This is a genomic window from Nonomuraea rosea (assembly GCF_039539705.1).
GTDB classification, from domain to species: Bacteria; Actinomycetota; Actinomycetes; order Streptosporangiales; family Streptosporangiaceae; genus Nonomuraea; species Nonomuraea rosea.
This window is the reverse complement of record NZ_BAABDQ010000005.1, coordinates 296,058-317,401: the sequence shown is the minus strand read 5'-3', so window position 1 is coordinate 317,401 and position 21,344 is coordinate 296,058. Positions and strand designations below refer to the sequence as shown.

Sequence of the window (21,344 nt, the reverse complement as noted above, 5' to 3'; positions counted from 1 at the left end):
ATGGGCTTAGGTAATGAAAAGTAGCTACTTTTTCATCTCACATGTCAAAACTCTGCTTGTCTAAGACCCGAACTCTCGTTAGTGTCCGTTCTGTCCTTCCTTCGGTAGATCATCGGAGCTCACCACCGTGTCCCCCCTCTCGACCTCACCCGAATCCGGCTCGCACACCGCCGATCTCGTCGTCTTCGGCGGGACCGGTGACCTGTCCATGCGCAAGCTGATCCCGGCGCTCTATCACAGCGACAGGGACGGCCGGCTCTCCCCGGAGACCCGCGTCATCGCCATGTCCAGGGGCGGGCTGACCGACGCGGACTTCCGCGGCAAGGTGGACGCCGAAGTACGCGACCAGGTCCCGATCGACGACCCCGCCGTCTGGCAGCGCTTCCTCGGCCGCCTGCACCACGTGTCGGTGGACGTGGGCGACCACGGAAAAGACGCGGACAGGTCCGGCTGGGGCGCGCTGACCAGGCTGCTGGCCGGGCACGAGCAGCGCGACCGGGTGTTCTACCTGGCCAGCCCGCCCAGGACGTTCGGGCCCTTCTGCCGGGGGGTGGACGAGGCCGGGCTGGTGACGCCGCGCTCGCGCGTGGTGCTGGAGAAGCCGCTGGGCAACGACCTGCCGAGCGCGCAACGGATCAACGACGAGGTCGGCGCCATCTTCGGCGAGCACCAGATCTTCCGCATCGACCACTACCTGGGCAAGGAGACCGTCCAGAACCTCCTGGTCCTGCGCTTCGCCAACGCCTTCCTGGAGCCGATCTGGAACTCCCTCTGGATCGACCACGTCCAGATCACCGCCGCCGAGACCGTCGGGACGCCCGGCCGCCGCGGCTACTACGACCACGCGGGCGCGCTGCGTGACATGGTGCAGAACCACCTGCTCCAGCTCCTCACGCTGACCGCGATGGAGCCGCCGGCCCGCAACGACCGCGAGGCCATCCGCGACGAGAAGGTCAAGGTGCTGCAGGCACTGCGGCCGATCACGGGCACGGAGGCGGACCGGTTCACCGTGCGCGGCCAGTACGTCGAGGCCGGCGGCATGCCGGGCTACCTCGACGAGCCCGCCTCCACGCCGACGACGGAGGCCTCGCGGCGGGTGGAGACGTTCACCGCGATCAGGGCCGAGGTCAAGAACTGGCGATGGGCCGGGGTGCCGTTCTACCTGCGCACCGGCAAGCGGATGCCGCACCGCAGGTCGGAGATCGTGGTGCAGTTCAAGGACGTGCCGCACTCCATCTTCCCCGGCGGCGCGCCGAACCGCCTGGTGCTGCGGCTGCAGCCGGAGGAGGGCATCGAGCTGCACATCATGGCCAAGGAGCCGGGTGCGGGCGAGGTGACGCTGAAGCCGGTGCCGATGTCGCTGAGCTTCGGCAAGACGTTCACGGCGCGGGTGCCCGAGGCGTACGAGCGGCTGCTGACCGACGTGCTGGCCGGGAACCCGACGCTGTTCATGCGCCGCGACGAGGTGGAGGCGGCCTGGCGCTGGATCGACCCGATCCTGGCGGCCTGGGAGTCGTCCGCCGAGCTGCCCGAGCCCTACCCCGCGGGGACCACCGGCCCCGCGGGAGCCCACGAACTGCTCGGCCGCAGCGGTCGCGCTTGGCACGAGGAGGAAAAGTGAATCCCGTCATCCAGGACATCACCGACCGCATCGCCGAGCGGAGCGCCGCCAGCCGGGCCGTGTACCTGAACCGGATCAGGCGCGACGGCGAGGCCGCGCGGGCGAAGGGCCCCGCGCGGGCGCACCTCGGCTGCGCGAACCTGGCGCACGGTTTCGCGGCGGCCTCCGCCGAGGACAAGCCGGCCCTGCGCGGCACGGCCAAGCCCGGCGTGGCCATCGTGACCAGCTACAACGACATGCTCTCCGCCCACCAGCCGTATGAGACGTACCCGCCGGAGCTGAAGGCGGCCGTGCGCAAGGCGGGCGGCGTGGCGCAGGTGGCGGGCGGCGTGCCGGCGATGTGCGACGGCATCACGCAGGGCCGGGCAGGCATGGAGCTGTCGCTCTACAGCCGCGACGTGATCGCCATGGCGGCGGCGATCGCGCTGTCGCACGACATGTTCGACTCGTCGCTGCTGCTGGGCGTGTGCGACAAGATCGTGCCGGGGCTGTTCATCGGGGCGCTGCACTTCGGGCACCTGCCGGCGATCTTCGTGCCGGCCGGGCCGATGGCCTCTGGCCTGCCGAACAAGGTCAAGGCCCGCACCCGCCAGCTCTTCGCCGAGGGCAAGGTGGGCAGGGACGAGCTGCTCGACGCCGAGGCCAAGTCGTACCACTCCCCCGGCACCTGCACCTTCTACGGCACCGCGAACTCCAACCAGGCGCTGATGGAGGTCATGGGCCTGCATCTGCCGGGCTCGACGTTCGTCAACCCGCACACCGAGCTGCGCCACGCGCTCACCGAGGCGGCCGGGCGGCGGGCGGTGGAGATCACCGCGCACGGCTCCGAGTACACGCCGATCGGTGAGCTGGTCGACGAGAAGTCCATCGTGAACGCCTGCGTCGCCCTGCTGGCCACCGGCGGCTCCACGAACCACACGCTGCACCTGGTGGCCATGGCGGCGGCCGCGGGCATCGTACTGACCTGGGACGACCTGGCCCGGCTGTCGCCGGTGGTGCCGTCGCTCACCAAGATCTACCCCAACGGTCAGGCGGACGTGAACCACTTCCGCGACGCCGGCGGCATGCAGGTCCTCATCGGCGACCTGCTGGACGAGGGGCTGCTGCACGCCGACGTGCTGACCGTGGCCGGGCCCGGGCTCGACCGCTACCGCGAGGCTCCCGAGCTGGTCGGCGGCGAGCTGGTCTGGTCGCCGGTCACCGGCGGCAGCTCCGACCTGGACGTGCTGCGTCCGGTCGCGCGGCCGTTCTCGGCCGACGGCGGGATCCACATGCTGGAGGGCAACCTGGGCCGCGCGGTCAGCAAGGTCTCCGCGGTCAAGCCGGAGCACCTGGTGATCGAGGCTCCGGCCAAGGTCTTCGACGACCAGCTCGATCTGCTGCGCGCGTTCGAGGCCGGCGAGCTGGACGGGCAGGACTTCGTGGCGGTCATCCGCTACCAGGGGCCGAGCGCGAACGGCATGCCGGAGCTGCACAAGCTCACGCCGCCGCTGGCCGTGCTGCTCGACAGGGGCCAGCGGGTGGCGATCGTCACCGACGGGCGCATGTCCGGCGCCTCGGGCAAGGTGCCCGCGGCCATCCACCTCTCACCGGAGGCGGCCGACGGCGGGCCGATCGCGCTGGTGCGCGAGGGCGACATCATCAGGCTGGACTCGGCGGCCGGGACGTTGGAGCTGCTGGTGCCGGCCGAGGAGCTGGCCAGGCGGACGCCCGAGGGCCGGCCGCTGAGCGACGCGCAGTGGGTCGGGACGGGGCGCGAGCTGTTCTCGGTCTTCCGCCGGATGGCGGGGCACGCGGAGCAGGGCGCCGGGATCTTCGGGGTGGCCGGCGCCGAGTCGCCGCACCACGGCCCCGGGCTCGGCTTCCCCGCCGAGGCGGGCGCCTCGCACCTGGAGACGGGCGCGCCGGTCGGCGCGCGGCCCGCCGGGCTGATGCGGTGACCGCCTACGTGTGGGGCGTCGCTCACGACCCGCTCTGGGACGGTGTGCGCGTCCGTGGCATTCTTCGGGGTACGGCGAGCGATCTTGACGCCGCCCTGAATGCCGGAGGTATGCGTGAGTGCCTTTGACCTTCCGTGGCTCGTCGCCGACATCGGGGGGACCAACGCCCGATTCGGCCTGGTCACCTCGCTGGGAGCGCGGCCGTCGAACGTCGCGGTCCTGGCCGGGGCCGACTATGCCACCCTCCCCGAAGCCGTAGCCGCCTATCTCGCGGAACACGCGGGCGGAGTGCGGCCGGGGGCGGCCTGCCTGGCCGTGGCGGGGCCGATCGACGGCGACCGCTACCGGCTCACGAACTCGACGTGGGCCGGGTCCGTACGCGATCTCGACGTGCCGTTCGTCCGCCTGCTCAACGACTTCGAGGCGCTGGCCGTGTCGCTGCCGCACCTGGAGGGCGACGACCTGGTGTCGCTGGGCGGCCCGGAGCCCGGCCACGGCGTCAAGGCCGTGCTGGGCCCGGGGACCGGGCTCGGCGTCGGCGGGCTGGTGCCGTCCGAGAAGGGCTGGACGCCGATCCCCGGCGAGGGCGGGCACGTCACGGTGCCGATCGTCGAGCGCAGGGAGCTGGAGATCGTCCAGGCCCTGCAGTCGCAGGGGCTGCCGCACGTGGTGGCCGAGCACGTCCTGTCCGGGCCGGGCCTGGTCCGGCTGCACCGGGCGCTGGCCCAGGTCAACGGCGTCGGCGCGCCCGAGCTGACCGCCTCCGACATCGTGGCCAGGCTGGACGACTCGCTGTGCGCGGAGACGGTCGAGGTGTTCTGCGGGCTGCTGGGCAGCTTCGCCGGCAACGTGGCGCTGACGCTCGGCGCACGGGGTGGGGTGTACCTGGGCGGCGGAGTGCTGCCACGTATCGTGGAACGCGTACGCACCAGTGGCTTCCGCACGCGGTTCGCCGCCAATCCCGACATGTCCGAATATCTAGCGGCCATCGGGACCGCGCTGATCGTCGCGCCCCAACCGGCGCTGACCGGCGCGGCCGCCTGGCTGAGCCAGCGGGCCAGCTCGGAGCTGGTGGGCTGACAACGGCTGTCTCGCGCTGTCCGGACGGCCCCGAATACCGCCCTGAATACGGAAGGCCCCTTCGCGGGCCGATGAGGAGTACGAATCCATGAGCCTGCTCGATCTCGCCCCAGTGATCCCCGTCGTGGTGATCGAGGACGTCGAGACCGCCGTCCCGCTGGCCCGCGCGCTGGTCGCCGGGGGTCTGCCGGTCATCGAGGTGACCCTGCGCACTCCGGCGGCGCGCGAGGCCATCGCCAGGATCGCCGACGAGGTCCCGGAGGCGACCGTGGGCGCGGGGACGATCCGCACCACCGGCGACATCTCGGCGTCCGTGGCGGCGGGGGCCAAGTTCCTGGTCTCCCCCGGCACGACCCTGTCGCTGGTCGAGGCGCTCGACTCCAGCGGCGTCCCGTACCTGCCGGGAGCCGCCACCGTGTCGGAGGTGATGGCGCTGGCCGAGCGGGGGATCAAGGAGCTGAAGTTCTTCCCCGCCGAGGCGGCCGGCGGCGTCCCCTACCTGAAGTCGCTGGGCGGGCCGCTGCCGGACGTCCGGTTCTGCCCGACCGGCGGGATCAAGGTGAGCACCGCGCCCGACTATCTGGCGCTGCCGAACGTGGGCTGCGTCGGCGGCACCTGGCTGACCCCGGCCGACGCCCTCGCGGCGGGCGACTGGGGCCGGGTGGAGAAGCTGGCCTCGGAGGCCGCCGCGCTCCGCTGACGATCCGCTCCAGATCGAGCTCCGCTGACGATCAGCTCCAGATCGACACGTGCACCGGAGGGCGGAAGCGGCTGCGGGGGATGCCGTCGTCCGGGGTGCGCATGATCTGGGTGGCCGCCGGCGTGGTGAGGAAGTCCAGGAACGTGCCGGCGCCGGCCGAGCGGGCCGAGGGCTCCAGCGTGGTGGCGTACCAGTAGGCGGGCAGCGGGGTGGCCGCGGTGTCGATGGCCACCAGCTCGCCCCTGCGTAACTGCGAGGCCACCAGGTGCGCCGTGGCGGGCGCGACCCCGGCGCCCTCGGCGGCCGCCTTCCACGCGGCCGTCTGGTTCGCGAAGACCCGCACCTGCGACTCCGGCACCCGCAGCAGCCGCAGCAGCCGGCTGGTGTCACCGGCCGGGTCGGTGCCCGAGGGGCCGACCAGCCAGTGGTCCCTGCGCCCGCGCGGCGAGCCGACCACGATGAGGTGGCAGCGCAGCACGGGCCGGCTCACCAGGCCCTCCCCCGCCGGCTGGGCCCCGAGCGCGACGTCGGCCAGGCGGCTGGCCAGCAGCAGCGGCACCTCGGCGGTCCCCGCCACGCCGGTGGAGGCGTCCATCGACTTGCGCTGGGTGAACAGGCAGAGCAGCGGGCCCGCCACGTACTCGGCGAGGCCGGCGTCCATCACCACGTGCAGCCGGGCCGGGTGTCCCGGCTGGACGGCGGCCACCGCCTCCGCGCCCAGCGCGACGATCTGGGCGGCGATGCCGAGCAGCCGCCGCCCGCCCTCCGTCAGCACCATCCGGTCGCCGGCCCGTGTCAGCAGCGGGTCCCCGAGGTGTCTGCGGAGCTGGCCCAGCGACTGGGAGACCGCGGGCTCGCTCACGCCGAGCGCCCGCGCCGCCGCCTTGACCGAGCCCAGGCGGGCGACGAAGACGAACGCGCCGAGCTGGCTGAGTGTCACTCCACATTCTTAGATCCCCGGACCGTATTAAGGAATCCCTTATTTACGGATTGTCGCGACAAATCGGATGACAGCAATGTGCAGTCATGCAGGTTCCCGCAAGGTTCGAATACGAAAGAGCCGACAGCGTGCCGCACGCGATCGAGCTCCTCGAGCGGTACGGTCCCGAAGCCAGGATCGTCGCAGGCGGTCACAGCCTCATCCCGATGATGAAGCTGCGCCTGGCCCAGCCCGAGGCGCTGATCGACATCAACGGCCTGTCCGAGCTCGGCCAGATCTCCGTCGAGGGCGACGAGCTGGTCATCGGCGCACTGGTGCGGCACACAGAGCTGCTCAACAGCACCACCGCCACCGACCTTTTCCCGATATTTCGTGATGCGGAGCGAGTTATTGCCGATCCGATAGTCAGAAATCGGGGGACCGTAGGTGGTTCGCTCTGCCAGGGCGACCCTTCTGAGGATTTGTCGGCCGTCTTCTCCGCGTTGCGGGCCTCGGCCGTCATCCAGGGCACGGGCGGGACGCGTACCGTGCCGATCAGGCAGTTCCACGAGGGCCCGTACGAGACCGCCGTCGGGCCGGGCGAGCTGCTGCTCCAGCTCCGCGTGCCGGTCGTGGCGGGCACCGGCAGCGCGTACGAGAAGGTCGAGCGGCGGGTCGGCGACTGGCCGGTGGCGGCGGCCGGCGCGGTCCTCAGCGTCGCGGACGGCGTGATCACGCGGGCCGGCATCGGCCTGACCGCGGTCGGCGCCGCGCACTTCTGCGCACCCGAGGCGGAGGCCAGCCTCACCGGGAGCCCGCCGGGCGACGAGGCGTTCGCGGAGGCGGGCAGGATCGCCGCCGAGCACTGCGAACCGCACGCCGACCAGCGCGGGCCCGCCGACTACAAGCGCCACCTGGCCGCCGAGCTCACCCGGCGCGCGCTGGCCGCCGCAGCAGGGAGGATCTGACATGCGCATCACGGTCTCCGTGAACGGGCAGCCGTACACCAGGGACGTCGAGCCGAGGCTGCTGCTCGTGCACTTCCTGCGCGACGAGCTGGACCTGACCGGCACCCACTGGGGCTGCGACACCTCCAACTGCGGCGTCTGCACGGTGCGACTGGACGGCGTGCCCGTCAAGTCGTGCACGGTGCTCGCCGTCATGGCCGACGGGCACGAGGTGACCACCGTCGAAGGCCTGGAGCGGGACGGGGAGCTGGACGCGGTGCAGAAGGGGTTCGTGGAGTGCCACGGGCTGCAGTGCGGGTTCTGCACGCCGGGCATGCTGCTGACCGCGCGGGCGCTGCTCGACCGCGTGCCCGACCCCGGCGAGGCGGAGATCCGCGAGGCCATCTCGGGGCAGCTCTGCCGGTGCACCGGCTACGAGAACATCGTCCGCTCGATCCGATGGGCAGCCGAGGCGGAGGCGAAGAACGCATGAGTTACGGCCGAATGCACCGCAAAGAGGACGCCCGTTTCATCCGGGGACGCGGCAACTACACCGACGATGTCCGGTTGCCCGGCATGCTGTACGGGGCCGTGCTGCGCAGCCCGTTCGCGCACGCCAGGATCGTCTCGATCGACACCTCGGCCGCCGAGGCGCACCCGAAGGTCAAGGCCGTCATCACCGGCGAGACCCTGGCCGGCCTGAACCTGGCCTGGATGCCCACCCTGTCGCAGGACACGCAGGCCGTGCTGGCCACGGACAAGGTGCGCTTCCAAGGGCAGGAGGTCGCGTTCGTGGTGGCCGAGGACGCCTACTCGGCCCGCGACGCGCTGGAGCTCATCGACGTCGAGTACGACCCGATCGACGCCGTCATCGACGCCCGCCAGGCCCTCGACCCCGGCGCGCCGGTGATCAGGGACGACCTGGAGGGCCGTACGGACAACCACATCTTCGACTGGGAGGCCGGCGACAAGGAGCGGACGACCGCGATCTTCGAGCAGGCCGAGGTCACGGTCGCGCAGGACATGCTGTATCCGCGCGTCCACCCGGCCCCGCTGGAGACCTGCGGGGCGCTCGCCGACTTCGACAAGGTCACCGGCAAGCTCACCGTCTGGTGCCCCACGCAGGCGCCGCACGCGCACCGGACGCTGTACGCGATGGTGGCGGGGCTGCCCGAGCACAAGATCCGGGTGATCTCGCCGGACATCGGCGGCGGTTTCGGCGGCAAAGTCGGGATTTATCCAGGATATGTGTGTGCGATCGTCGGCTCGATCGTCACCGGCAAGCCGGTCAAGTGGATGGAGGACCGCTCCGAGAATCTCATGAGCACCGCCTTCGCCCGCGACTACCACATGCGCGGCGAGGTGGCCGCGACCCGCGACGGCCGGATCCAGGCGATCAGGGTGAAGGTGCTGGCCGACCACGGCGCGTTCAACGGCACGGCGCAGCCGACCAAGTTCCCCGCCGGGTTCTTCCACGTCTTCTCCGGCTCGTACGACATCGAGGCCGCCCACTGCGAGGTCACCGGCGTCTACACCAACAAGGCGCCCGGCGGCGTCGCCTACGCCTGCTCCTTCCGCATCACCGAGGCCGTCTACCTGGTCGAGCGCATGGTGGACGTGCTGGCCGCCGAGCTGGGCCTGGACCCGGCCGAGGTGCGGATGCGCAACCTGCTCAAGCCGGAGCAGTTCCCGTACACCTCCCCCACCGGCTGGGAGTACGACTCCGGCGACTACCCCAAGGCGCTGCGCCTGGCCATGGACATGGCCGGGTACGACAAGCTGCGCGCCGAGCAGGCCGACAAGCGGGCCAGGGGCGAGCTGATGGGCATCGGCATCAGCTTCTTCACCGAGGCCGTCGGGGCGGGCCCGCGCAAGCACATGGACATCCTCGGCCTCGGCATGGCCGACGGCGCGGAGCTGCGGGTGCATCCGACGGGCAAGGCGGTGCTGCGGGTCTCGTGCCAGTCGCAGGGCCAGGGGCACGAGACGACGTTCGCCCAGATCGTCGGGCATGAGCTGGGCATCCCGGCCGACGACGTGGAGGTGGTGCACGGCGACACCGACCAGACGCCGTTCGGCCTGGGCACGTACGGCTCCCGCTCCACCCCCGTCTCCGGCGCCGCCGCGGTCATCGTGGCCAGGAAGGTGCGGGACCGGGCCAAGATCGTGGCGGCGGCCATGCTGGAGGCCTCCGCGGACGACCTGGAGTGGGCCGACGGCCGGTGGTCCGTCGTCGGCGACCCGTCCGCCGGCAGGTCCCTCGTCGAGATCGCCCTGGCCGCGCACTCGAACCTGGAGCTGCCGGAAGGCGTCGAAGGCCACCTGGACGCGACGACGGTCTACAACCCGCCCAACCTGACCTATCCGTTCGGCGCGTACATCTGCGTCGTGGACGTGGACCCCGGGACCGGGCAGGTGAAGGTGCGCAGGTTCGTGGCGGTGGACGACTGCGGGGTGCGGATCAACCCCATGATCGTCGAGGGCCAGATCCACGGCGGCCTGGCCGACGGGGTCGGGATGGCGCTCATGCAGGTGATGGCGTTCGACGAGGACGGCAACCACCTGGGGGCGTCGTTCATGGACTACCTGCTGCCGACCTCGATGGAGTGCCCGTCGTGGGAGCTGGGCGAGACCGTGACGCCCTCGCCCACGCACCCCATCGGCGCGAAGGGTGTCGGTGAGTCGGCCACCGTCGGGTCGCCGGCCGCCGTGGTCAACGCCGTGGTGGACGCGCTCCAGCCGTACGGCGTGCGCCACGCCGACATGCCGCTCACCCCGGCGAACGTGTGGCGCGTCGTCAACGGCGACCCCTTCCGCACGGACCTGGCCATCCCGTGAGCGAGTTCATCGGCATGCCGGTGCCCCGTCCTCGCGGCGGGGCCCCGGTGGCGGACAGGGCGGCGGACCGGGCGGCGGACCGGGTCGCGGACCTGGAGGCGAGGGTGGCCACGCTGCGGTCGCGGCGGGAGCCGTACGTGCTGGCCACCGTCGTCCGGGCGCAGCGGCCGACCAGCGCCAAGGCAGGCGACCGCGCGCTGGTGCTGCCCGACGGGACGATCGAGGGGTTCGTCGGCGGCGTGTGCGCCGCCGACACCGTGCGGGCGCAGAGCCTGCGCCTGCTGCGGCACACCGGGCGGGCGACCCTGCTGCGGATCACCCCGGAGGCGGGCGCGCCGCGCGAGGAGGACGGGCTGGTCGCGGTGGGCCAGCCGTGCCTGTCCGGCGGAACGCTGGAGATCTTCCTGGAGGCCGTGCTGCCCGCGGCGCTGGTCCACGTGTACGGCGACAGCCCCATCGCGCGGGCCTTCGCCTCGGTCGGCCGGGCGATGGGCTACCAGGTCGAGGCGAGCGACGATCCGCTCGCCGCGGTCGCGGCCGACACCTCGGCGGTCCTCGTCGCCTCGCACGGCGTGGGTGAGGAGCCGGTCCTGCGCGACGCCCTGGCCAAGGGCGTGCCGTACGTCGGGCTGATCGCCAGCCGCAAACGCGGGGCGGCGGTGCTGGCGCAGGTGGACGGCGGCGAGCGCGTACATGTGCCCGCAGGTCTGGACATTGGGGCCAGAACGCCTGGTGAGGTGGCGGTTTCCGTGTACGCGGAGATCATCCGTCTTCGCTGAGCCGGGGTAGCGGATGGGCGCGGCCGGGTAGGGCAAGGAAGGTAAAGCCGCAGCCCCGGGAAGCCCCTTCCGCTCCTCGGAAAGCGAAAGGGACCGCAATGCCGACCAAAACGGTCAGTCAGGATCAACCCCTCGACCTCGTCCGGGCGGCGACGCAGCCGGGCAGCCTGGAGCGGGGGATCGACCTCCTCCTCGCGCTCGGCGCCGCCACCCGCCCGGTCACCCTGTCCCAGCTCTGCCGCAGCACGGGCCTGCCGAAGTCGACCGCGCACCGGATCCTGGGCGTGCTGTGCTCGCGCGAGCTGGCCAGGCGGACGGGCAACGCGTACCTGCCGGGCGAGCTGCTGGAGGCGATGGCCGGCACCGCCCGCGCCCGGGTGCCCGGCAGCCGCAGGGCGGTGCTCCCCTACCTGCTCTACCTGTACGAGACCACCAGGCAGACGGTGAACCTGGCCGTACCCTCGGGCTTGGAGGCCCGCTACGTCGAGCGCCTGTACGGCCACAACCGCGTCGGCTCCCGCTCCGACGGCGTGGACCGGGCGCCGCTGCACTGCACAGCGACCGGCAAGACGCTGCTGGCCTTCGACCCGAAGCTGCGCCAGGAGCTGCTCGCGCGCGGCGAGTTCGAGCGGATGACCCGCCGGACGATCACCAGCCTGGCCGGGCTGGAGCGGGAGCTGGCCCAGGTCCGCAGGCACGGGGTGGCGTACGCGCAGGAGGAGTACACCGAGGGCGTGGCCTGCGTGGCCGCCCCCGTCTTCGGCCCCGGGGGGCGCATCTGCATGTCGCTGGGCGTGGCCGCGCCCGCCTCGGCCGCGCCGCTGGCCAAGCTCGGCATCTCCGTGCGCGGCGCCGCGCAGGCCATCTCGGCCGCGCTGCTCGGCGTCTGAGCGTTCCGGCCACCGGAACACCCATGACGGACGTGACCGAAAGTGTTCCGGTGACCGAAACCTGTGATTGCGGACGCGGATTCGTGGCGATCACCTCTGACTATGAACGCCCATTCCGCTCCGGTCACCGTGAAGCCGCCCCGCCGGGCCTGGACCCGGACGGTTCCCGACCGGCGGGAGGCCGCGCGTGCCTAGGGGCCTCCCGAGGGCCACCGCTCTGGAGAGCCTGCGCCTGGCCTCCGCCTTCGTGCCGCCGGGCACCCCGCATGTGACCCCCGGGCGCGACCTGCTGCGGTCCCGCGCCCTGCTGGCGAACCTGGAGGCCGGCTACGGCGGCCGTCCCGTGCTGATCCGCGTGCGCGGCGGCCGGGCGCTGCTGGTCCTGTCCAAGCGCGACGCCCTGCGCGTGCTGGCGGAGGACGACGACTCCTACGCGCCGTCCGTGCACCAGCGCGCCTTCGCCCTGCCGACCGACGTCCTGCGCCCGGCGTTCATCGAGATCGCCCGCGAGGAGGCGCAGGGGATGGTAGGCACGGTGGACCACGCCCGGCTGGGCGCCCGCTGGCAGCGCGTGGCCAGACGCTGCGTCTACGGCGACGGCGCGGCCGGCGACGAGGAGCTCACCCGGCTGCTGGAGGGCGTCACGCGGGCCGGCCGGCGGCGGGCCAGCCGGCGCCAGGACCTCCTGTCCGGCCGCTACGACGCGCGGATCATCGACCACCTGCGCCGTGCGGAGCCGGGCAGCCTGGCGGGACTGATCGCGGAGACCCCCGCGGAGGCCGAGTCGCGCGGGCTCATGCAGGCGGCGTTCTGGCTGATGGGGCTCGGCGTGGCCGCGACGGGGCTGATGCAGACGCTCGCCCTGCTCGCCGCCCACCCGGCCCACCGCAAGGCGGCCCGCGCCGACGGCGACTACCTGCGGGCCTGCCTGCGCGAGGCGCTGCGCCTGTGGCCGCCGGTGCCGGCGCTGTCCCGGGTCACCACCACGGAGACCTCCTGGTACGGCACCACCCTGCCCGCGGGCGTCACCGTGCTCGTGCCGCTCGCCGCGCACCAGCGCAACCCCCGCCTGCCGTACGCCAACGCCTTCGCCCCCGAGATCTGGCTGGACGGCACCGCGGCGGAGGAGTGGTGGGCCATGCCGGGCTGCGACGGCGTGCACCTGACGCTGGCCGTCGGCACGGCCTTCCTCGGCGGCCTGCTGGAGGCAGCCCGCCCCAAGCCGGTGGGCCGGGTCCTCTCCCCGCATCGCCCGCTGCCGCACGCGCTCAACATGGCCACCCTGCGGGTGACGATCCGGCCCGCGCGAAGGCGGCCTGCTCAGGGCTAGTGGCCAACGGACAGCCCCTTCCTCCGTTAGAGTCTGGGGTACAAACGGGATGCCGGGCGGCGGAACGGTTCGGGTCGTCACAGTCACGAGCCGGCGGGAGGAACTGTTCGGGTTGAGACGGGATGACGACGGCGAGAGGACGGCGACGTTGGGGCGCTCCGCAGGCTCTCCGCTGAAGCCGGAAGATCCTCCGGCGATCGGCCTCTATGAGCTGATCAGCCGCCTCGGCTCCGGCGGCATGGGGGTCGTCTACCTCGCGAAGGCCGCCGACGGCTCGCGGGTGGCGCTCAAGGCGATCCGCCGCGACTACACCGCCGATCCGGTCTACCGGGCGCGCTTCAACGAAGAGGTCTCCAACGCGCGCAAGGTCGCCTCGTTCTGCACGGCCCGGGTGCTCGACCACGGCGAGGACAACGGCGTCCTCTTCCTCGTCACCGAGTACATCGACGGCGTCTCGCTGGAGGACCACCTCATCGAGCACGGGGCGCTGTCCCCGTCCGTGCTGCACGCGGCCGCCGTGGGCGTCGCCGCCGCGCTGACCGCGATCCACGCGGCCGGGCTGGTGCACCGCGATCTCAAGCCCGCCAACGTGATGCTGACGCTCGCCGGTCCCCGGGTGATCGACTTCGGGCTGGCCCGGTCGACGCACGTCGACTCCCGCCACACGAACGCCGGCATGGTCATGGGCACGCCTGGCTGGATCGCTCCCGAGCAGGTCTTCGAGGGGCGTACGAGCCCGGCGGGCGACGTGTTCGCGTGGGGGTCGCTGATCGCCTACGCGGGGCTGGGCGGGCATCCGTTCGGCGAGGGCGACGCTTACGTGATGGCGGCCAGGGCCCGCACGGCCCCGCCCGACCTGCGGGGGCTGCCCGCGCCGCTCGACCGGCTGGTGGCGGCGGCCATCCATCCCGACCCGGCGCGGCGGCCCGCGGCCCGGCAACTCCTCCTGGAGCTCGTGGAGGCGGCCGACGAGCCGGCCGCGCAGCTCGCCGCGACCAAGCACCTGACCAGCGCGTGGAACGCGTCGGAGTTCCCGCCGCTGGCGCAGATGCCGCAGGCGCCGCACCGGATGCCGCCCGACCGCACGGGCGCCGTGCCCGGACCGGGGCGGCAGCAGCCGCCACGGCACCCGGAGGGGCGGGGCCCGCGTCCCGAACGCCGCGGCCCGCACCCCGAGTCATCCGCCCGCAACCCGCAGGACCCGCCCCAGCCGCCGCCCGTCGAGCGCACCGGGCCCGTGCCCGGCACGGGGCGCGGGCTCCAGCCGCCGCCCGTCGAACGCACCGGTCCGCTGCCGGCCGGTCACGGGCCGCTCCCCCACCCGATGCCGCACCACGCGACCACCGGTCAGGGGCCGTTGCCCGGATACCCGCCGGTCAGGCGCAAGCGCGGCCTGTTCGCGGGCTGCCTCACCGCGGTGGTGATCGCGATCGTGCTGATGGTGGTGCTGGTGGCCGTGCTGGCTTGGCTGTGGCGTTCGCCCTCCGCCGGCGCGGACGGGCCGGTGCAGGACGGCAGGCTGCGGTTCGCGGTGACAAGCACGAAGTGCCCCAAGCCGACGAAGGCGGCGACGAAGCGCACCTGCCAGGTCGGCGTGCAGGTGAACAACATCGGCCAGGAGGCCAGGGTGCTCTACCCGGGCCAGCAGAAGCTGATCGACGAGGACGACGCGCTGCACGGCGGCAGCAAGCTGCTGGACGAGAGCGGCAAGGAGATCACGCCCATCCGCATCGAGGGGGGCCAGGCGTTCACCGGCACGCTGGTGTTCGAGCTGGCGAAGGACCTGGAGCCGGCGGGGCTCGAGGTGCACGACTCAGGGCTCAGCCGGGGCGCCCGGCTCAACCTGGCCGATTGACCGGCCCCCGGCCGCGCGAACACCGGCTCAAGAGCCCGGCTCAGAAGCCTTCGGTCGCGGAGATCACGCCTTCCAGCGGGGCGCCGTCCTGGAAGCGGCGCACGTTCGCGGTGACGCGTTCGGCGAGACCGCGCCAGTAGGCGGGGCGCGGGTTCGCGGAGTGCGGCGTGATGAGGACGTTGTCGAGTTTCCACAGCGGATGCCCGGCGGGCAGCGGCTCCGGGTCCGTGACGTCGAGCGCCGCGCCGCCGATGCGGCCCGCGCGCAGCGCCTCGACCAGGTCGTCCGTCACGACGAGGCCGCCTCTGGCGACGTTCACGAGCCAGGCGTCCGCACGCATGAGCCCGAGCTCCTTGGCCCCGAACATGCCCCTGGTCTCGGGCGTGGCGGGCGCCGCGATGACCACGTAGTCGGCCTCGGGCAGCGCGTCGCGGTAGCGGGCGCGCGGCAGCACGGTGGTCGCGCCCGGCGCCGCGCCGCTGTCGGTGACCGCCACGATCGTGCAGCCGAACGGCTCCAGCATCCGGATCAGCGCGCGCCCGATGCCGCCGCAGCCGACGATCGCGACCGTCGAGCCGGCGAACTCCTTCGCCTGGTTCGGCCCCCACTCCGTCGCCCTGGCCAGGCGGTGCAGCCCGCGCGCCGCCACCAGCATCACGGCCAGCGCGTGCTCGGCCACGGGCGCCCCGTAGGAGCCCGCGGCGGCGGTGAACACCGGCCCCTGATCCCCGGATCCGGCGAAGACGCCGGCGTCCGCCCATCGCTCGACCCCCGCGTGCGGGAGCTGCACCCACCGGATGCGGTCGTGCAGCATCGAGCGCAGCTCCGCCGGGTCGCCGCCGCCGAAGTAGACGATGGCCTCGGCCCGATCGAGCGGCACGACGTCGCCGCCCGCGCGGCGTACGGCGTCGATGAGGGCGGGCACGGGCTCCGGGCCGACGTGGACGGCGGCGGTCATCGAAGAGTCTGGCATTGGGCAGATGATAACACCATTGATTCCAGCGGTACGGATGGTGCATGGCCCCCGCGCACGCCTGAAACTAGCCGGAAAGGGCGCAGGCGCCGCCGTCGAGGAGGCGTTCGACCTCGTTGCGGGCCGACTCCAGGATCGAGCCGACCGCCCGGGCCGCCTCAGCCCTGCGGCCTGCCGCGATGGCCTCGGCCACGTCGAGATGCCTCCTGACGGCGTCCGTGTCGAGCCGCTCCGGCAGGAGCAGCAGGTCCCGCCGGGCCGCGAACAGCTCCTCGGTCACGTCGGCGAGCTGGGCGAACATGCCGTTGCCCGACGCCGTGAGCAGCGCCCGGTGAAAGGCCGCGTCGGCGATCACGAACCCTTGGCGATCACCGGCCCGCGCCGCGCTCGTCAGGGCCCGCGCGTGGGCGATCAGCTCCTGGCGCACGGCGGGCCCGGCGTGTTCCGCGGCCAGCGCGGCGGCGCGCGGCTCGACCTCGGCCCGCAGCACGGCGAGCTCGGGCAGCTGCGCCTCGCGCCGGGGCGAGGCCAGCCGCCAGCGGATCACCTGGGGGTCGTAGAGGTTCCACGCGCTCATCGGGCGCACGGTGACGCCGACGCGGGGCCGGCTGGTGACCACCCGCTTGGACTCCAGCACCCGTACGGCCTCCCGCGCGACCGTACGTGAGACGCCGTAGCGCTCCTGGACGTCCTCCAGCCGCAGCACCTCGCCCGCGCGGAGCTCCTCGGCCGCCAGCGACCGGCCGATCCTGTCCACCACCTGTCCGTGCAGGCCCTGAAGCTCCACGCCGACCTCCGTCGTTCGAATGGGTGTACCGGTCAGCGGGCTCCGGCGAGCCTGGCGAGCAGCGCGGTGACCCGCTCCCCCGCCGCCCGCGCGCCGCCCGAGGTCAACGCCGAGCCCATGCCGCAGGCCACGGCGCCGGCCGCGATCCACTCCGGTGCGTTGTCGATGGTCACCCCGCCGGTGGGGATGGCGGGGACCTGCGGCAGCGCGGCCCGCACGTCGCGCAGCCACGACGGCGACACGGCCGACGCCGGGAAGATCTTCACCGCGTCCGCGCCCTCTTCCAGGGCCCGGACGATCTCGGTCGGGGTCGCCACGCCGGGGAAGACGGGAACGCCGTAGCGGTGCCCGGCGCGGATCACCTCGGGGTTCAGGTTCGGCGAGACCAGGAAGCGCGCGCCGGACTCCACCGCGGCGCGGGCCGCGGCCGCGTCGAGGACGGTGCCGGCGCCGACGAGCGCGCCGGGGCGCTGCTCGGTGAGCCGCGCGACGGCGGTGAGCGCGCGCGGCGTGGTGAGCGCCACCTCCACGGCCTTCAGCCCGGCGTCCAGCACGGCCTGCGCGGCGGCGACCGCCTCGTCGGGCCCCGCGGTCCTGACGATCCCGAACACCCGCTGCTCGGTGACGGCCTGGACGATCTCCCAGCGGTACATGACTTCCCTTCTTCGACGGTGACCTGGTGTCCTGGTGTCCTGGTGTCACCCGTGCTAGCGGTGGACGGTCTCGCCGGTCCCGGTCTTCGCGGCGGCGAACGCGGCCAGCGCGCGGTCCAGGGCCGCCCGGTCGGGCAGCCCGTCGGTGTCGGTGGCGCACTGCACCACGAGCGCCGCGACGGCCGCCGCCTCGCGCAGGCACACCTCGTACGGCAGCCCGCGCAGCAGCCCCGACAGGAAGCCGGCGGCGAACGCGTCCCCCGCTCCCACCGGATCGGTCACGGGCACCTCGAACGCCTCCTGCCGCAGCCCGCCGCAGGTGGCCGACTTGTCGCGATGCTTGATCACGACGAGCCCGTCCAGCGCGGCCGGGTCCACCTGGAGCAGCTCCAGCTCGTCCGCGCCCGCCAGCACCACGTCGGCACGGGCCATGAGCGGCGCGACGCGCTCGCGCCACAGGTCGGGCGGGCCGAGCTTGAGCCGGATGTTCGGGTCGAACGAGATCAGCGCCCCCGCCTCCGACGCCAGCTCCAGCAGCCGGAGGGTGGCCTGGTGCGCGGAATCGGACAGCATGGGAGTGATCCCGGTGACGTGGACGAGCCGCGCGCCGCTCACCATCCCGGGCGCCAGCTCACCGGGCGAGAGCCGGGAGGCGGCCGAGCCCGCACGGTAGTACTGCACGTCGATCGCCCTGGACGGATGGCTGTCACGCAGCAGCAGCCCGGTCGGCGCGTACGGGTCCATGACGGCGTGGCGGGTGTCGATGCCGTCCGCCCTGAGCATCGCCAGCACGGACGTCCCCGCCGGGTCGGCGCCCAGCCGGCCGATCCAGCGCACCTCGTGGCCGAGCCTGGCCAGGCCGGCGGCCACGTTGGACTCCGCGCCCGCGACCGAACGGCGGAACGCGGTGGCGCGTTCGAGCGGGATGCCCGGCTCGGCCAGCATCAGCAGCATCGCCTCACCGCACACCACGACGCTCACAGGGCGAACTCCTCGGTCGTCTTCTGATTGGTGATATCAAATCACGTTGGTCGCGACTCCCGAACTCCAGGCCCAGGCGGCGATGCCGACGCGGTTGGCGGCGTTCACCTTGCGCTGGATGTTGGACACGTGGGTCTTCACGGTCCCGGCGCTGATGAAGAGGGCGGCGGCGATGTCGGCGTTCGTACCGCCGTGGGCCACCAGCCGGGCGATCTCCAGCTCCCGCTCGGTCAGCGCCTCGCGCGGCGGCTCGGGGGCCTGGGCCCGCAGGTGGCGCAGCAGGCGTACGGTGACCTGCGGGCTGATCAGCGTGTCGCCCGCCATGGCGGCCCTGATGGCCTCGACCAGCAGCGCGGGGCCGGACCGCTTGAGCAGGAAGCCGCAGGCTCCGTGGCGCAGCGCCGTGTGCACGTAGTCGTCGAGGTCGAACGTCGTCACCACGATCACCCGCGTCTGCCCGGCGAGCAGGCGGGTGACCTCGAGGCCGTCGCGCCTGGGCATGCGGATGTCGGCGAGCACGACGTCGGGTCTGAGGTGGCGGGCCGCCTCGACGGCGGCGATCCCGTCGGCGGCCTCCCCGACGACGGTCATGTCCGGCTGGGAGTCGATGATGAGCCGGAACCCGATCCGCACGTCGTCCTGGTCGTCGGCGATGAGGACGCGGGTGCTCACTCTGGGATCACCGCCGAGACCCGCCAGCCGCCGCCGTGCGCGCCTGCCGACAGGGACCCGCCTGCGGCGCCGAGCACCTCGGCCAGCCCGGCCAGCCCGAACCCACCACCCCTGCGCCCGGTTCTGCCGGTGCTTCTCGGCGGGCGGCGCTGGGGCGGGCCGCCGTCGTCGTCCACGTGTACGTGCACGTTGTCCCCATTTTTCGTGACATTGATGTTGACGGCGGTCGCGCCGGGCGCGTGCCTGCGTACGTTCGTCAGCGCCTCGGAGACGACGCGGTAGACCGTGGCGGAGCTCTCCCGTGAGAGGTCGTCGGCGTCGATCGCGAGGGTGACCCGGACGGCCGGCGAGAAGCCGTCGGCGAGCTCGCGCAGCCCGTCGAGGCCGGGCGAGTGGCTCCTCGCCGGCTCGTTGAGCATGTGGACGGTACGGTCGAGCGAGGCCATCGCGCGATGCCCGCCCGCCTCGATGCGCCGCAATGCGTCGGCCGCCTGGGCGGGCAGCTCCGGCGCCAGTTGCGCGGCCTGGGCCTGCACCAGCATGCCGCTGACGTCGTGGGCGACGAAGTCGTGCAGGTCGCGGGCGAGGGCGAGGCGCTGGTCGCGTACGGCCTGCTCGACCGCCCTGCGGCGGTGGCCGTCGAGCGAACGGAGGTAGAGCCCCGCCATCGCGGCCCCGGCCGCGCCGAGCGACCAGCCCGCGCAGCCGGCCAGCACCAGCGACGGCGGGCCCGGCCAGATCATCCTGAGCAGGATCACCGAGATGGCCAGCGCGGGCACGAGCGCGGCGGCCGGCGCGCGGCGAGCCGCGAGGGCGGTCAGGACCAGCAGCGCGGGCGCCTCGACGAACAGCCACCAGCCCGCCGTGCCTGTGGTGCCCGTGAGCGGGTGGGCGGCGGTGACCAGCATGGAGCCGGTCCCGCCGGCCAGCGCCAGGTAAACGGAGGACACGCGCGGCACCCCAGGCCGACGCGGCACCCGCGCACCCGGCACCGCCGCCGCCCCCTGCACCCCCGGCATGGCCGTCCTCGCTCGTCCAGCCAGCCTTCCGACAAAGCCCACGCCCTTGACCTTAGGACCCCTCGCGGCTCCCTTGACCAGCCGCCGGGCATGAGCAACGCTGAAGCCTGGAGGGACATCGCGCGTGAGGCGTCCATTCATCACCTTGCTGGCCGCCAGCGCACTCTCCGTCACGGGCAACATCCTGACCATGCTGGCCGTGCCCTGGTTCGTGCTCGACACCACGGGAAGCGCCGGGCTCACCGGGCTGGCGGCGTTCGCGACCACGTTCCCCATCGTCGTCTCCGCGGCCTTCGGCGGGACGATCGTGGACTGGATGGGGTTCCGCGGCGCGAGCGTGGTGTCCGACCTGGCGAGCGGGCTCATCGTCCTGGCGATCCCGGTGCTGTTCGTGACGACCGGGCTGAGCTATCAGGCCCTGCTGCTGCTCCTGTTCGTCCGCTGGCTGGCGGCCACCCCGGGCGAGACCGCGCGCAAGGCGATGGTGCCCGACCTGTCCGCGCTCGGACGCATACGCCTCGAACGCGCGACCGCGGCCTGCGACGGCGTCAGCCGGGGAGCCACGATGGTGGCCGCGCCGCTGGCCGGAGTGCTGATCCTGTGGCTCGGCCCGACGGTGCTGCTGCTGTTCGACGCGATCACGTTCCTGCTCTCGGCGGCCCTGATCGGTCTCGGGGTCCCGCGCGTCGGGCACGAGCGGGGCCCGCGCGAACCGGGTGACTCGGGCGGATACGTGAGCGATCTGCGCGACGGGATGACGTTCCTCTGGCGGGACCGGCTGCAGATGAGCGCCACCACGATGATCGTGGTCACCAACATGCTCGACACGGGCGTGACGCAGGTGCTGCTGGCCCTGTACGCGCGCGAGGCCACCGGCGATCCCCGCGCGTTCGGCCTGCTCACCGGGGCGCTCGGCGCGGGCGCGGTGGCCGGGGCGATCGTCTACGGCGCGGCCGGCGAGCGATTACCCCGCAGGCTGACCTACGGATGCTGCTTCCTGATCGCCGGCGTCCCGCGGATCCTGGTGCTGGCCCTGGGCGCGCCGTTCCCGGTGGCGCTCGCGGTGACGGCGCTGTCCGGGTTCGCGGCGGGCGCGATCAATCCCATTCTCGGCGTCCTGCAGTTCGACCGGATTCCCGTGCGGCTGCGGGCGCGGGTGCTGAGCAGCATCACGGCCGCCGCGTACGCGGGCATGCCGGTCGGCGGGCTGCTGGCGGGCTCGCTCACCGAGCTGACCGGCCTGACGTTCACCCTCTCCGCGTTCGCGTGCGTGTATCTGCTGGCGTCGGTCCCGCCGTTCGTCTTCCGGGCCTGGCGGGAGCTGGACCCGCAACAGCCCGCGAGCACCTGAGGCCCGCGA

At 73.0% G+C, this 21,344-nt stretch carries 19 protein-coding genes; 12 read left to right on the top strand and 7 right to left on the bottom strand.

Going from position 1 to position 21,344, the window contains the following annotated elements:
- Positions 1-127 precede the first annotated feature (127 nt).
- From zwf to eda, 4 genes are all read left to right on the top strand, one after another.
- Positions 128-1,621: a glucose-6-phosphate dehydrogenase gene (gene zwf, locus ABEA43_RS15150; RefSeq protein WP_345562201.1), complete on the top strand. Its 1,494-nt coding sequence runs from the start codon at positions 128-130 to the stop codon at positions 1,619-1,621.
- A complete protein-coding gene (gene edd, locus ABEA43_RS15145) occupies positions 1,618-3,561 on the top strand; it encodes a phosphogluconate dehydratase (protein WP_345562200.1) in 1,944 nt (647 codons plus the stop codon). The genes zwf and edd overlap by 4 nt, the downstream gene beginning before the upstream one ends.
- Before the next feature lie 114 nt (positions 3,562-3,675).
- Complete coding sequence (glk, locus tag ABEA43_RS15140; RefSeq protein WP_345562198.1) at positions 3,676-4,641, top strand: glucokinase; 966 nt, start codon at positions 3,676-3,678, stop codon at positions 4,639-4,641.
- Positions 4,642-4,729: 88 nt separating this feature from the next.
- Positions 4,730-5,341: a bifunctional 4-hydroxy-2-oxoglutarate aldolase/2-dehydro-3-deoxy-phosphogluconate aldolase gene (eda, locus tag ABEA43_RS15135; protein WP_345562196.1), complete on the top strand. Its 612-nt coding sequence runs from the start codon at positions 4,730-4,732 to the stop codon at positions 5,339-5,341.
- 31 nt (positions 5,342-5,372) lie between these two features.
- On the opposite strand, the gene ABEA43_RS15130 is transcribed toward eda, so the two are convergent.
- Positions 5,373-6,281 (bottom strand): LysR family transcriptional regulator, encoded by a 909-nt coding sequence (locus tag ABEA43_RS15130; protein WP_345562195.1) that lies wholly within the window; start codon positions 6,279-6,281, stop codon positions 5,373-5,375.
- Between the two features lie 86 nt (positions 6,282-6,367).
- Between ABEA43_RS15130 and ABEA43_RS15125 the strand changes: the two genes are divergently transcribed.
- The 7 genes from ABEA43_RS15125 (at position 6,368) to ABEA43_RS15095 (ending at position 14,899) form a co-directional block, all read left to right on the top strand.
- Positions 6,368-7,228, top strand: a complete 861-nt coding sequence (locus ABEA43_RS15125) for an FAD binding domain-containing protein (RefSeq protein ID WP_345562193.1) — start codon at positions 6,368-6,370, stop codon at positions 7,226-7,228.
- Between the two features lies 1 nt (position 7,229).
- Entirely contained in the window at positions 7,230-7,700 is a 471-nt protein-coding gene (locus ABEA43_RS15120) for a (2Fe-2S)-binding protein (protein ID WP_345562191.1), read from the top strand.
- Positions 7,697-10,045: an aerobic carbon-monoxide dehydrogenase large subunit gene (locus ABEA43_RS15115; protein ID WP_345562190.1), complete on the top strand. Its 2,349-nt coding sequence runs from the start codon at positions 7,697-7,699 to the stop codon at positions 10,043-10,045. Before ABEA43_RS15120 ends, ABEA43_RS15115 begins: the two co-directional genes overlap by 4 nt.
- On the top strand, positions 10,042-10,824 hold the full coding sequence (locus tag ABEA43_RS15110) for an XdhC family protein (RefSeq protein WP_345562188.1): 783 nt from the start codon (positions 10,042-10,044) through the stop codon (positions 10,822-10,824). The genes ABEA43_RS15115 and ABEA43_RS15110 overlap by 4 nt, the downstream gene beginning before the upstream one ends.
- A gap of 98 nt (positions 10,825-10,922) precedes the next feature.
- Positions 10,923-11,714: an IclR family transcriptional regulator gene (locus ABEA43_RS15105; RefSeq protein WP_345562186.1), complete on the top strand. Its 792-nt coding sequence runs from the start codon at positions 10,923-10,925 to the stop codon at positions 11,712-11,714.
- Positions 11,715-11,901: 187 nt separating this feature from the next.
- The gene (locus ABEA43_RS15100) at positions 11,902-13,044 is read left to right on the top strand and encodes a cytochrome P450 (protein WP_345562184.1); all 1,143 of its coding nucleotides are present in this window, start codon (positions 11,902-11,904) and stop codon (positions 13,042-13,044) included.
- A 148-nt stretch (positions 13,045-13,192) separates the two neighbouring features.
- Positions 13,193-14,899, top strand: coding sequence for a serine/threonine-protein kinase (locus ABEA43_RS15095; protein WP_345562183.1), 1,707 nt, complete (start codon positions 13,193-13,195; stop codon positions 14,897-14,899).
- Positions 14,900-14,939: 40 nt separating this feature from the next.
- Here the strand turns inward: ABEA43_RS15095 and ABEA43_RS15090 are convergent, their stop codons facing one another.
- The 6 genes from ABEA43_RS15090 to ABEA43_RS15065 form a co-directional block, all read right to left on the bottom strand.
- Positions 14,940-15,872 carry a D-isomer specific 2-hydroxyacid dehydrogenase family protein gene (locus tag ABEA43_RS15090; RefSeq protein ID WP_345562182.1) on the bottom strand — a complete coding sequence of 311 codons (933 nt, stop codon included), beginning with the start codon at positions 15,870-15,872 and terminating at the stop codon, positions 14,940-14,942.
- 67 nt (positions 15,873-15,939) lie between these two features.
- A complete protein-coding gene (locus tag ABEA43_RS15085) occupies positions 15,940-16,659 on the bottom strand; it encodes a FadR/GntR family transcriptional regulator (RefSeq protein ID WP_345562181.1) in 720 nt (239 codons plus the stop codon).
- Positions 16,660-16,691: 32 nt separating this feature from the next.
- Positions 16,692-17,312, bottom strand: coding sequence for a bifunctional 4-hydroxy-2-oxoglutarate aldolase/2-dehydro-3-deoxy-phosphogluconate aldolase (locus ABEA43_RS15080; protein WP_345562180.1), 621 nt, complete (start codon positions 17,310-17,312; stop codon positions 16,692-16,694).
- A 54-nt stretch (positions 17,313-17,366) separates the two neighbouring features.
- Complete coding sequence (locus tag ABEA43_RS15075; protein WP_345562178.1) at positions 17,367-18,293, bottom strand: sugar kinase; 927 nt, start codon at positions 18,291-18,293, stop codon at positions 17,367-17,369.
- A 36-nt stretch (positions 18,294-18,329) separates the two neighbouring features.
- Entirely contained in the window at positions 18,330-18,965 is a 636-nt protein-coding gene (locus ABEA43_RS15070) for a response regulator (protein WP_345562177.1), read from the bottom strand.
- Positions 18,962-19,915 (bottom strand): sensor histidine kinase, encoded by a 954-nt coding sequence (locus ABEA43_RS15065; protein WP_345562176.1) that lies wholly within the window; start codon positions 19,913-19,915, stop codon positions 18,962-18,964. Before ABEA43_RS15065 ends, ABEA43_RS15070 begins: the two co-directional genes overlap by 4 nt.
- 193 nt (positions 19,916-20,108) lie before the next feature.
- Between ABEA43_RS15065 and ABEA43_RS15060 the strand changes: the two genes are divergently transcribed.
- On the top strand, positions 20,109-21,335 hold the full coding sequence (locus ABEA43_RS15060; protein ID WP_345562174.1) for an MFS transporter: 1,227 nt from the start codon (positions 20,109-20,111) through the stop codon (positions 21,333-21,335).
- Positions 21,336-21,344 lie beyond the last annotated feature (9 nt).

Excerpts from the sequence above, each read along its gene's own strand:
- eda (WP_345562196.1), top strand. The coding sequence starts at position 4,730 with ATGAGCCTGCTCGATCTCGCCCCAGTGATCCCCGTCGTGGTGATCGAG.
- ABEA43_RS15125 (WP_345562193.1), top strand. The coding sequence starts at position 6,368 with ATGCAGGTTCCCGCAAGGTTCGAATACGAAAGAGCCGACAGCGTGCCG.
- ABEA43_RS15120 (WP_345562191.1), top strand. The coding sequence starts at position 7,230 with ATGCGCATCACGGTCTCCGTGAACGGGCAGCCGTACACCAGGGACGTC.
- ABEA43_RS15115 (WP_345562190.1), top strand. The coding sequence starts at position 7,697 with ATGAGTTACGGCCGAATGCACCGCAAAGAGGACGCCCGTTTCATCCGG.
- ABEA43_RS15105 (WP_345562186.1), top strand. The coding sequence starts at position 10,923 with ATGCCGACCAAAACGGTCAGTCAGGATCAACCCCTCGACCTCGTCCGG.
- ABEA43_RS15090 (WP_345562182.1), bottom strand. The coding sequence starts at position 15,872 with ATGCCAGACTCTTCGATGACCGCCGCCGTCCACGTCGGCCCGGAGCCC.
- ABEA43_RS15080 (WP_345562180.1), bottom strand. The coding sequence starts at position 17,312 with ATGTACCGCTGGGAGATCGTCCAGGCCGTCACCGAGCAGCGGGTGTTC.